Here is an 11,652-nt window from a genome sequence, read left to right as displayed (position 1 = left end):
TACCAACTCTTAACAAGACACCCACACTTAAAAGCCCGCCGTTACTAACTCTTAATAGTAACCCTTAACAGGACACCCACTCTTAAAAGCCCGTGGTTACTGGCCCACCTGCAAAATAGTTAACAAGACACCCACTTTTAAAAGCCCGCAGTTAACAACAGTTTAACAACAGTTTAACAAGACACCCATGTTAAGAAGCCCGTTGTTACCCTGCTTTCTAAGTCTGCTTAACAAGACACCCACCCTAAAAGCAACTCTTAACAGGACACCCACACTTAAAAGCCCGCCGTTACTGGCCCACCTGCCAAAATTAGTTAACAAGACACCCATGATAATAGTTAACACGACACCCATGTTTAGACACGACTTAAACGACTGTTAGTTTCTTTGGCTGGTTATTCATGTGGAAGTAATAGCTGAATGTAGCTAGCTGGCGAAGTGAAATGAGTAAAAGGAGAAACACGACAACAGTGGAGGCCATGAATTTGATAGGCAAACTTACTACGACGTCACGATTAGACTGTTTTCGATACCTCTACCGTGTTTTTTTACGGATATAAGAGTGGCGTTCGATAATGATATACAGTGGCTAGAATGAGCCTCACTAGTTGGTTTGATTTGAAGTAAAGCAAGCAACATCGGGGGCGGTCAATTTATTGTATTGGCCGATGAACATTTTCCAGCCCACCACACCTGAGAAGATATTCCCCAATGATGCGCCAATAAATAACCCCATTAGCCCATACATTTCTGAGCCCAGCCATACCAGTGGTAAGTAGCAAACAAATAACCGCAATAAAGAGGCATGCAATGCCGCACTAGGTACCCCAATAGCATTACAAGCAGACACGCTAATCATACAAACACCAAGGCCCGCATAACTGATTGGAATCAGAAAAAAGTATTGCATTAGCAAACTTTTAACTTCTTCCTCGCCACTTAGCAGGCTTGTGATCGGACTGACAAATATCATCATTAAAATGGCCAAAGCCAATTGAAAGGCAACAATGCTAAAAATGGCAGTTTTGATCAGTTTTAGAATCTCTGTGTAGCTCTGCTCGCCTTTAAGCTTTCCTATCATAGGAGGCAATGCCATGGTGACGGCCAAAACCAAGACGATCAAAACATATTCTATTCGACTCACCATGCCCCATACACCAACGGCCAAAATGCCATATGAAGCAACAATAATGGTCACAAAGAAGGCTGAAATCGGCGGGATAAATTGGCTTAATAACGCGGGCGCGGTAAATTTTGCAATGGCGCTGGTTCCAGCTCTTATTACCCTAGAATTTTTCGGTAAGGCCATATAGCCTTGCTTAAAAATGGATTTGAAAATGACCACCAAGCCAATAAAAAACGCAATACAGGTCGCCCAAGCGGCCCCAGCAAGCCCCATCTTAAAAGTAAAAATAAACACCGGATCGAGTACCACGTTAATGACACTCGTCAGTATCATGACCTTTCCAGGAATGAGAGTTTGTCCAAAAGCCCGACAAATACTGTAGCCAAAATACAAAAAAGCACCTAGCCAACAGCTTAATAACCAAGGTGCCCAAAAGCTGGGCAATAAACTAATAACATTCTGCTTGGCCCCTAATGCAGAAAAAATCCCTTGTTGATAAAACCAAAGTAAAAAAATCAGCAGACTAACCACAAGACCGCCAAGCCCTAGCACGATCGCACTCAAGTACTTGGCATAGCTATCTCTTCTTTCGCCAATAGCAATCGATATACAGGCAGTAGCGGCGATGCCGACTCCTACTTGAATACCGACAATGAGTTGATAGATGGGCACAGAAAAACCAAGCGCAGCAAGGGGCTGAGGACCTAATTGGGCAATAAAAACACTGTCTATAAACTGACTTCCCATGATCGCAAATAAGCCGACCAACATAGGCAAGGTTTGGCGATAGAGCGATTTAAATGGTGAGGAAGTTACGTATGCCATTATTTAGGCCTTTATGAAGTCAATAATTTATAAAACTGGATAAGAACTCAACTCTCTCGCTATACAGCACAATGAGTAAGGCATACGAGAGACGAGTAAAATGAAGGAAGAATTAACAATCCGTGTTAGTCGTAGCTCTTTAATACCCATGATTCCTGATATAGGGAGTATATTTACAAAGCTTTTTTTTGATAATACAATAATCAGTACATTCAGTTTTAAGAATTTCTAAACAATGAATAATGACCATCTACAACTTTTTGTACGCGTTGCCTCAACCCAGAATATCAGTCTGGCAGGCAGTGAATTGGGGTTATCACCACCGGTTGCCAGCATGCACCTAAATAAGTTGGAAGAATCACTCGGGGTCAAGCTTATTCATCGAACGACACGAAAAGTGTCATTGACAGAAGAAGGTCGTGAGTTTTTGCCTCATGCAGAGGAAGTACTCAGTGCTGTCGATAGGGCCAAAGCATCGGTTGGTGCTGGCAGCTTTACTCCCCGTGGTACCATTCGCGTCACGGCGCCCTCTTCTTTTGGACGAATGCACATAGTGCCTGCGTTAAAGGGGTTTGTTAGCGAGTACCCTCACTTAAAAGTGGACCTTAGACAAAGCGACAATATCGTTGACATGGTTGAAGGTGGCTTTGATATCGCGATTCGAAATGCAGCACTCAATGATTCCAGCCTAGTGGCTAGAAAGCTCGCTTCCGATACACGTATTATTTGCGCATCTCCTGACTACATTAAGCAATTTGGCGAGCCTAAGACCCCTCAAGAGCTTCAGCAACATAGCTGTATTAACTTGATTGGTATCGAGCACTGGGAATTTGAAAGTGATGACGGCATTCAACGAATTAAGCCAAATAGTACAATCCGAATAGACAATGGCGAATCCACACGCGATGCCTGTGTGGATGGCGCAGGTATTACCATCTCCTCTATTTGGTGTTGCGATAAAGAACTACGAGAAGGCAAGCTGGTACAGGTATTAAAAGACTACAAGCTGGTTAACAATTCGGCGATCTGGGCGGTTTATCCTAGCTCGCGGCTGATCGCGCCAAAAGTACGGGCTTTTATTGATTACTTTGTTAAACGCTTTGGTGACACTCCTTACTGGGAACGCTCATAACTTTATAAGAGGGTTAACCAAAGCATTGGTTAACCCTCTTTGCGTTCATTTTCGCTTTTTGCCAAATAATCAATGATCCGGGTTCTTTACTGCCCAGGCTTTGCTGGCCGCCGCGAGTCCCTCATTACTCCCCAGTTTCATTAACGCTTCCAACTGGGCATGGTGTTGCTTATATAAAGAAATATAACTTTCTTCTTCACAGCGTTGTTTATAGAGCTCAGGCATCATCTGCATGTCTTTCTTTCTAAAAATTTGCTTCAACCTATGGGCTTCATAAGGGTCAACGCCCAACTGCATCATTGCTGACTGACCAATACTCAGTGCACTGTCAAAAGTCTCACGATAAATATTATCAGCTCCGATATCCATCAGTTCAAAAGCCGCTTCCCTGTCTTTCGCATTCACCACTATTTTCAGCTGAGGATAATGTTTAGCTGCCAACTCAATCAAATGTTTAGCAGATTCCGTATTACTAAAAGTGACGACTAACAACTCGGCGTCAGCCGCTCCGGCAGACTCCAGCAGGTCGAGGCGCGTAGCATCGCCATAGTATACTTCTATACCGAGTTTGCGCAGCACAGCGACATTATTCGAATCATAATCCAGTATCACGGGTTTAATGCCCGCCGACAAAAGAAAACGGCCAATATCCACACCCAGCTGACCAAACCCTGCCACGATCACTTTATGGTCTCCTTTTTGAATCACATCCTCATCCTGTGACGCTTCCTCCTCAAAAGTAGATCGCGTTAGTTTATCGTGTAATACAAACATCAAAGGCGCGAGAAACATCGAAATAGCCACCGCAGAAATCAGGGGTTCGATAATACTAACGGGCAATACACCCGTGTTTTTGGTCAGTTGAAACAAGACAAATGCGAACTCTCCACCTTGTGCTAAAGCAACGGCAAACAAGGAACGCTCTTTACTGCTAATACTGAAAACCTTGCCGATGAGTATCAGCACTAAACCTTTTATGGCAATCAAACCGACCGTCATTCCAATAATGAGCGTCACGTTCTCGCCAATCAGAGGAAAATTCAAACTGGCACCAATGGAAATAAAAAAGATGCCTAGTAATAAGCCTTTAAATGGCTCTATATCGCTTTCCAGTTCATGCCTGAATTCACTGTCCGCCAACACGACTCCGGCTAAAAAAGCGCCTAGCGCAGGCGATAAACCGACCGCCAACATCAACAATGAGCTGCCTATCACTAAGGCTAAGGCGGCAGCAACAAAAATCTCTCTTACCCCGGTACGTGCAATAATACGAAACATCGGCTGACCCGCGTATTTACCAATTGCCAATACCAGAACAACCGCTCCTACTGTGCACATAAACTGTAGATATTCAGGCAGCGCATGCAGGTCGAAAACACCACTATCATGATGATCAAGGGACACGCTCGGTAACGTGGCTAACAATGGAATAATCGCCAACATCGGAATAACCGCCAGATCTTGAAACAGCAAGACAGCAAACACGGACTGACCAGCTTCCGTTTTCATCTGACCTTTTTCCTGTAAGGTTTGCAGTACAATGGCAGTCGAAGATAAAGACAGAATTAGCCCTATTGCTAAGGCTTGTTGCCATGGTAAATAAGCGGCCGCAATGGCGGTTATGATCAAGCTGGTGACAATCACCTGGGAGCCACCAAAACCAATAATGGACGTTTTCAATTGCCATAGCAGCGATGGCTTTAGCTCTAAACCGACCAGAAACAACATCATTACCACGCCAAACTCGGTGAAATGCATGATGGCTTCGACATCGTGTATCAAGGACGCACCAAATGGCCCAATCACAATCCCCGCCATTAAATAACCCAGCACTGAACCCAGCCCCAGTTTTTTTGCGAATGGCACAGCCACCGCTGCGGCCACTAGAAAAATAAAAAACTGCAATAAAAAAGCGTCCATATTATTCGCTCCCAATTAACTGATTAAGATCTATATTGAGCAACTCAAGTCGTTTGGCTTGCTCTATGTCTACTCGTTCATCGCGAAGAGCAATAATGGTTCTTTGATAATTTTCTCCATGTCGCAGAATTTCCGCGCTAGGAAGTCCTCCATGCACACCGGTTATGGCAAAGGGTGGCAACCAAACCAGTTTGCATAACTTTGCGGTTGCTCGAAACGGTGCACTTAACTCGGTTAAGGTAAACTCATTAAACCCCTCTTTTTGATAGCTATCTCCATCCGCTCCAGTGCTGATCACTTGAAAAAAAAGTTTACCCTCTAATGCTGTTCCCTTAGAGCCATAAGCCCAATCGTGCTCCAGCACCAAATCAAACCATTCTTTAACGATAGAAGGTGTCGAATACCAATAAAGCGGGTGCTGAAAAATAATGACATCGTGTTCTTCGCATAGCTTTTTCTCTCGCTCTACATCGATCATAAAATCAGGATAGGTTTGATAAAGGTCATTCACGGTAACGCCTTCTAGCCCTACCACCGCGTTACGCAGCGCTTTATTGACACTAGAACGGGACTTCGCGGGATGAGCGAAATTAATCAGGATTTTTTTCATTGCTATGATTACCTAGTTAGCCCTGTCGGTTAAGCTGCAGATTAAAGGTCAGATATAGAAAATCGTCTTCTATATCTTTGGCCTTATTAAAATGTTGCATTTAAAAACAAACCGCTTAGCGGATTAACAAGCGTAAGCGGTTCACACAGCGAGCAGACAGATTAATTAATCTCTTGCACCTTCATAACCAAGTCATTCCAGTTACGTTGATTCTCAATGTCATCTTCAAGACGCTGCTCATCGGCGATAGCAAAACGTTTAATGGCTGGCGTTTTGCTGGTGGCTTGGTAGAGCCAATACGCCTCAGCTTTTAATGCCTCTTCGATCGGCTTATCAATTGATTCATACACGGCACGCTTACAAGCATTAATAGATTCAGCAGGAAATTGAGCAATTCGTTTTGCCAAGGTATCAACGTATTCCCCTATTTGATCTGGCTCTAACGCCTTATTGATGGTGCCAAACGCTTCTGCTTCATCCGCATCAAAATCACGAGCACTCAAAATGATTTCAAGTGCACGCCCCAAGCCAGTCTGACGAGCCATGCGTGAGGCCCCACCACCACATGGCAAAATGCCCATGCCTACTTCCATTTGCATGAATTTGTATTTGCCACGCGCGGCAAAACGCATGTCCATCGCCAAGGCCAATTCATGGCCGCCACCACGAGCAAAACCTTCCAGCTTCGCAATCGTTGCTTGGGGAACCTTACTGATACGCTCACAAACTTCTTGTAAATCGAGTAATTGAGCGTCTTCTCTAGATACCGCAACAGTCGACATATCTTTTAGTAATTCGGTGTCATAATGACAAACCCAAATTTCTGGATTTGCAGATTGGAAAACCACCACCTTAGTGCTTCGGTCACGCTCTAGTCGCATCGCTAAACTATTAAGGTCCGCCAACATTTCTTGGCCTTGAACATTGACGCTACCAAAATCGAAAGTCACCGTTAGGATGCCGCTGTCCTGTTCTGTCGTGAAAGTCTGAAAGCCTTCGTATTTCATGATAAATTCTCCACCATTGTCATTAAGTGACAAAAACATGCTGCTTTTGCCTTAAAAAGATCACCAAATGTGTAAGGCAAATACTATATAGTTTTGATTTGTTTTATTATTCCCCAATTTAAACATTAAGTTTTAAGTTATAATTAATAATAGTCTGGTCATGATGAGTCTATGCTTAACAAATCCCTCTGCTTGAGATTGACCCTAGACAACAAACAGCCACAAACAAGTTGGCCACTGTTACCCATTTATTCATGCAGAATTAAATTAGAGCCTCTTTGGTTTTCTATCACTGCTTTTTGAGGACGTTATGAAAATTGCTGATTTACAAGTACTGATTAAGATTGCAGAAATGCAATCCATTACCGCTGCAGCAAACCAATTGGATATGAGCACCGCCAGTGCCAGCATGGCACTAAAACGTATAGAACAATGCCTAGGAACCCAACTCTTTGTGCGCACCACACGCAGTATTCGTTTGACCCTAGAAGGAGAGCGCTATTTGCCAATCTGTCAGCAAGCAGTAGACCTACTGCAGCATGGGCAAGTGGTGATAAATGAAGAACAAAAAAGCATTAATGGCGAAGTGAAGATCGCGGTATCGTCAGAAATGGGCCGCAACCTAATGCGTATTTTATTAAATCAGCTAATGGATGAGCATAAAGACGTTACTTTGCGCCTGCATGTGAGTGATAGTCGGGTGGATTTCTACCGAGATGGGGTGGACGTTGCATTGCGAGCAATGACCAAAAACGCAGTACAAGATTTAAATTTATACGGCTTTCAAATCTGTAATATTCCTCATTTTTTATGTGCTTCCCCTGACTATATTGCTCGACATGGCTCGCCTGAATCCCCAGAACAACTGTCAAAACACAACACGCTTTTGTATAAATTGTATGAAGTGATGCACGATAATTGGGAGCTTTATCAAGGCGATACTAGGCACAAAGTCAAAGTCATGAGCAATCGCGCTGTTAACGATGGTGATATTGTCCGCCGCTGGTGTGTAGACGGTGTCGGCATTGCCAAGAAGTCTGTGATTGATGTTGCTGAAGATTTATTAGCTGGACGGTTGCAAAGAGTGATGAGCGACTACCAGATTCCGGTCACAGAAATGTGGTTAGTATTGCCTAGCCGCCAGATGATCTCCCCTGCCATTCGACTCATTCGGGATGAGCTGAAAGCTAAGATCCAATCTCTTAGAGAAAGGCTTATAGCGGCAAAACTGGTGACCAAAGAGGAATGGCCGGAGCTGTAGTGACTGCGCTCACTGAAAGCCGACTAAGCATCTCACAACAACCAGGCACCACCTCACTCAAAAAAATCACATGGCTGACTAACGGTTTCTAAACAAGGAACAAGTTGGCTAGCCCCCCTTTCTGCCCTTTGCCCTACTTCTGCTAGGGCATCAAAAGGACACGCGTTTTTTGCTCAACATCCACAGTAGAAAAAAAACAGTAGGACAGGCCTCAAGAAACGCTTAAATACTGATCAAGCCTGACACAACATCCTCCCCATTCGCTGCTTATCTCAGAACCCTGAGAGGGGCAAGTTCTGGCAAAACTCGTTGCTGGTCAAATTCCACATCACTTGATGCGCAAGACAAAGCAAATATTGCCCAGCCTGTGAAAACAGCGAGTATCCCCGTATCGACCTCGAACCTTAATAGCCAAACGCTGCGCAAACTTTGCCATCGTGTGGCTGACGACACCTTGTCTCACGCTGAACCTAGGTGAGAAGCAAATATTAAACGAGTGCTGACTCCGTACACTGTTACGAACTCTTTGTCTTTTATTCCACCAGCAGAGAACTTCAATAATAACTGAGTAACGCCATCCCGCGAGCCCCTAAAGCAGGCTTTGTAGCGCCAGACCCAACATACCCAATAATTTTCTTCGATTAGATGCAGAATATAATGCGGACAAATAAATCATGCAGGATCAACAAGAAAGCCCTGATTTTGTGAAATATCTTGACGCTTTATTTATTTTGTCTGGACATATAAAAAACCAACTGATAATTTGTGTGGACAATAACATAAAATAACAAACCGACATTACGCGCAAAGCAAACAGTGTCGCTCTGTTGTGACCAGTGAACCCTATCCATTTAGGAGAATAATAAAAATGAACAAAAAGATAGCGAAATTCACCCAAAAAGCCGCCATTGCGGTAGCAACCAGCTGCGCAATACCATCCATTGCCCTTGCCTCTGACTACTCCATCAAAATTGGCCTTATTGCTCCAGTTGGTCATCCTGTTGAAGTGGCTACAAAGAGCTTTGCTGAACAGGTTAAGCAGCGTAGCGATGGCAAAGTGACCGTAAAAGTATTTCCCAGCGGCCAGTTAGGCGGCGAAATCGAGCTTCAAGACCAAGTTGCCTTAGGCACTATTCAGGCAGCCAATATTGGCACTCCCGTGATGAGTGGCAAACTTAAAAAGCTCGATATTCTTAATATGTATTATCTCTGGAAAGACAGAGATCATATGAATAAGGTACTGACAGGCCCAGTTGGACAGACACTGTGGGATGCTTATCAAAACAATACTGGTGTTCGAGTTATTGCATCAAATTGGCAACAAGGTACCCGCCACACATTAACCAAGAAATCCGCGACCACACCGCAGCAAATGAGCGGCATCAAAATCCGCGTTCCAGCGGGTGTCCCTCTTTATAACGATCTATGGAAAAGCATGGGGGCAAGCCCAGTACCGCTGGCTTTTCCTGAAGCCAACGCCGCTATGAAAACAGGGGTTGTAGATGCCGTAGAGCTTCCTTTTAACTGGATGACAAAAGGTGGCTTCGTGGAACTTGGCAGCCATGTTTTGTTAACTCAACATTATATGTACACCAATGTAGTGATTATTAATAATCGCTGGTTGAGTCGCCTACCTGATGATTTACAAAAGATTGTCGTAGAGGCAGCCCAAGACGCTGGGAAACTGAATACCCAACTGATTCTTGATGGTGAAAAAGCCTTACGTGATGAAATTCAAAGTAAAGGCATTGAGTTTGTCGATGTTGACGTTGCCGCCTTTGAAGAATCTGTTCAGCCTGTTTATAAAGCCAAGATGGGCATCTGGGGACAAGCGCTTTTCGACCAGATCCAAGCCGCTGCAAATTAAACCTCTCTTTGCTCAGAAGGCCCAGCTAACACTTGCTGGGCCGACACCTAATGGAGTGCATCACTATGCGCCAAACCTCTAAGATATTCACACTATTGTATAAACATGGGGTCGAAACCTTAGCAGGTTCTATGTTTATCGTTATATTGAGTCTGTCATGGCTGCAAGTATTTCGACGCTACGCCCTTGATAACTCATCCACCTGGACAGAAGAAGTGGCAAGATTGCTGCTCGTCTGGTTGACCTTTCTAGCGGCGGCCGCGGCGACCCGAGATGAAAGTCACCTCGCGGTCGACATACTCATTAATCGACTGCCAAATACATTAAAACATGCATTTCGCTGCGTGGTTAACCTATTAATCGCCTCTGTCGGCGTGGTGCTTTGTTGGAAAGGCGTCATTATTGTTGAGCTCGCCATGCCTGATCACTCTACCAGTTTAGGTTTTTCACGGGCTCTGTTTTATTTACCCGCCGTTGCTGGTGGGGCATTAATCATTTTCTATTCGCTGGTCAACGCCTTTCAGCATTGTCGTGCATTACAACACGCGCTAACCAACACGCCGCCAGCGGCTAACGACGATTCAAGATAAGGAATCCAATATGCTTTTTTTAATGATTATTGCCGTGATTGTGCTCATGTTGATCGACGTACCCGTCGCCTTTGCGCTCGCCATCACTTCTGCGATTTTCTTTATCGTAGAAGAAGTGCCCCTCGCAAGTTACGTACAAATGGCAACCAAAGGAGTCGACTCCTACACTCTGCTCGCCCTACCTTTCTTCATTCTTACTGGCAAACTGATGAATGCCAGTGGCGCAACTGACCGAATTATGGAACTAGGCAAAGCTATTGTTGGTTGGATGTACGGCGGTTTAGGCCACGCCAATATCATGGCGTCTTTTTTGTTTGCAGGAATTTCTGGCTCTGCCGTTGCAGACGCTGGTGGACTTGGTGCCGTTGAAGTTAAAGCGATGGAAAAAGCAGGTTACAGCAAACGCTTTGCCATCGGTGTGACGGCGGCCTCTGCTACCGTTGGCCCTATTATTCCACCCAGCATTATCATGATCGTTTATGGCATTGCATCCGGCACCTCTATTGGGGCACTGTTTTTAGGCGGGATTGTGCCAGGGATTTTAATGGCTGTTGCCATGATGGGGTTGGTTTCCTTTCTTGCTAGAAGAGAACATAAAGTAGAACGCATTCCCTTTCGTCTAGCAAATGTTAGAACTGCTTTATGGCATGCTTTGCCGGCTTTGATCACCCCATTTTTGATAGTCATGGGCATACTCACTGGGGTGTTTACGGCAACAGAATCTGGTGCTGTGGCGGCCTTTTATGCTTTGATTGTCGCTCTTGTATCAAAGCAAGGGTTAAGCTTGGTTAGCAGCTGGAAATTGATTGTTGAAACCGTGGTTGAATCTGCTGGTATTCTATTGATCATGGCCATGGCGTCGGTTTTTTCATGGACGCTAGCCTATCAACAAGCCCCACAGACAGCCGTAAGTGTTCTCACTGAGTTAACCTCAAATCCAATGGCTTTGCTGCTATTACTGGGCATACTTTATTTGATCTTAGGTTGCTTTATTGAAGCCATTGCCATTGTCACTATGACGATCCCTGTTGTTATCCCGATACTCCAAAACTTTGGCATTGACCCTGTGCACTTTGGCGTGGTTCTCGCACTGATAATGTCAATTGGTACTATCACGCCCCCTCTTGGCATTGTCATGTTTACCCTTTGTCGGGTCACCAAGGTGTCCGTGCCTATGTTTGCCTCGCTGATTATGCCATGGCTTGCATTATTAATTGGTGTCGTCGCACTGGTGATGAGCTTCCCTGAGCTGGTTCTTTTTATCCCTAAGTTAGCGGGCGCCTATTAGCGTCAGCGAACCCTAAATCATGAACA

General features: G+C 44.6%; 9 protein-coding genes. 5 read left to right on the top strand and 4 right to left on the bottom strand.

All coding sequences use genetic code 11. The annotated features are described in order from the left end of the window. Nucleotides 1-604 precede the first annotated feature (604 nt). Nucleotides 605-1,951: an MATE family efflux transporter gene (locus tag DFP81_RS03780; RefSeq protein ID WP_115896430.1), complete on the bottom strand. Its 1,347-nt coding sequence runs from the start codon at nucleotides 1,949-1,951 to the stop codon at nucleotides 605-607. 235 nt (nucleotides 1,952-2,186) lie between these two features. Here DFP81_RS03780 and DFP81_RS03775 point away from each other — a divergent pair, with 235 nt between their 5' ends. Then, nucleotides 2,187-3,083 (top strand): LysR family transcriptional regulator, encoded by an 897-nt coding sequence (locus DFP81_RS03775; RefSeq protein ID WP_115896429.1) that lies wholly within the window; start codon nucleotides 2,187-2,189, stop codon nucleotides 3,081-3,083. 69 nt (nucleotides 3,084-3,152) lie between these two features. Here the strand turns inward: DFP81_RS03775 and DFP81_RS03770 are convergent, their stop codons facing one another. The 3 genes from DFP81_RS03770 to DFP81_RS03760 all read right to left on the bottom strand — a co-directional run bounded on the left by DFP81_RS03770 (nucleotide 3,153) and on the right by DFP81_RS03760 (nucleotide 6,659). Then, entirely contained in the window at nucleotides 3,153-5,003 is a 1,851-nt protein-coding gene (locus DFP81_RS03770; RefSeq protein ID WP_115896428.1) for a monovalent cation:proton antiporter-2 (CPA2) family protein, read from the bottom strand. 1 nt (nucleotide 5,004) lies between these two features. Continuing rightward, nucleotides 5,005-5,613 carry an NAD(P)H-dependent oxidoreductase gene (locus DFP81_RS03765; RefSeq protein ID WP_115896427.1) on the bottom strand — a complete coding sequence of 203 codons (609 nt, stop codon included), beginning with the start codon at nucleotides 5,611-5,613 and terminating at the stop codon, nucleotides 5,005-5,007. Between the two features lie 161 nt (nucleotides 5,614-5,774). Then, nucleotides 5,775-6,659 carry an enoyl-CoA hydratase/isomerase family protein gene (locus DFP81_RS03760; RefSeq protein WP_245959076.1) on the bottom strand — a complete coding sequence of 295 codons (885 nt, stop codon included), beginning with the start codon at nucleotides 6,657-6,659 and terminating at the stop codon, nucleotides 5,775-5,777. 271 nt (nucleotides 6,660-6,930) lie between these two features. On the opposite strand from DFP81_RS03760, the gene DFP81_RS03755 reads away from it, so the two are divergent. The 4 genes from DFP81_RS03755 (at nucleotide 6,931) to DFP81_RS03740 (ending at nucleotide 11,626) form a co-directional block, all read left to right on the top strand. Further along, the gene (locus DFP81_RS03755) at nucleotides 6,931-7,881 is read left to right on the top strand and encodes a LysR family transcriptional regulator (RefSeq protein ID WP_115896426.1); all 951 of its coding nucleotides are present in this window, start codon (nucleotides 6,931-6,933) and stop codon (nucleotides 7,879-7,881) included. A gap of 868 nt (nucleotides 7,882-8,749) precedes the next feature. Continuing rightward, nucleotides 8,750-9,748, top strand: a complete 999-nt coding sequence (locus DFP81_RS03750) for a TRAP transporter substrate-binding protein (RefSeq protein WP_115896425.1) — start codon at nucleotides 8,750-8,752, stop codon at nucleotides 9,746-9,748. Nucleotides 9,749-9,813: 65 nt separating this feature from the next. Then, the gene (locus tag DFP81_RS03745) at nucleotides 9,814-10,338 is read left to right on the top strand and encodes a TRAP transporter small permease (RefSeq protein ID WP_181903034.1); all 525 of its coding nucleotides are present in this window, start codon (nucleotides 9,814-9,816) and stop codon (nucleotides 10,336-10,338) included. 10 nt (nucleotides 10,339-10,348) lie between these two features. Continuing rightward, complete coding sequence (locus DFP81_RS03740; protein WP_115896423.1) at nucleotides 10,349-11,626, top strand: TRAP transporter large permease; 1,278 nt, start codon at nucleotides 10,349-10,351, stop codon at nucleotides 11,624-11,626. Nucleotides 11,627-11,652 lie beyond the last annotated feature (26 nt).

Source organism: Marinomonas pollencensis, assembly GCF_003387375.1.
Taxonomy (GTDB): Bacteria; Pseudomonadota; Gammaproteobacteria; order Pseudomonadales; family Marinomonadaceae; genus Marinomonas; species Marinomonas pollencensis.
The sequence above is the reverse complement of the archived record's forward strand: the minus strand, read 5'-3'. Positions and strand labels throughout refer to the sequence as shown.

Bases quoted from the DNA above. Each gene is read 5' to 3' on its own strand.
- DFP81_RS03740 (WP_115896423.1), top strand. From the start codon at position 10,349: ATGCTTTTTTTAATGATTATTGCCGTGATTGTGCTCATGTTGATCGAC.
- DFP81_RS03770 (WP_115896428.1), bottom strand. From the start codon at position 5,003: ATGGACGCTTTTTTATTGCAGTTTTTTATTTTTCTAGTGGCCGCAGCG.
- DFP81_RS03765 (WP_115896427.1), bottom strand. From the start codon at position 5,613: ATGAAAAAAATCCTGATTAATTTCGCTCATCCCGCGAAGTCCCGTTCT.
- DFP81_RS03755 (WP_115896426.1), top strand. From the start codon at position 6,931: ATGAAAATTGCTGATTTACAAGTACTGATTAAGATTGCAGAAATGCAA.
- DFP81_RS03745 (WP_181903034.1), top strand. From the start codon at position 9,814: ATGCGCCAAACCTCTAAGATATTCACACTATTGTATAAACATGGGGTC.
- DFP81_RS03750 (WP_115896425.1), top strand. From the start codon at position 8,750: ATGAACAAAAAGATAGCGAAATTCACCCAAAAAGCCGCCATTGCGGTA.
- DFP81_RS03775 (WP_115896429.1), top strand. From the start codon at position 2,187: ATGAATAATGACCATCTACAACTTTTTGTACGCGTTGCCTCAACCCAG.
- DFP81_RS03760 (WP_245959076.1), bottom strand. From the start codon at position 6,659: ATGTTTTTGTCACTTAATGACAATGGTGGAGAATTTATCATGAAATAC.
- DFP81_RS03780 (WP_115896430.1), bottom strand. From the start codon at position 1,951: ATGGCATACGTAACTTCCTCACCATTTAAATCGCTCTATCGCCAAACC.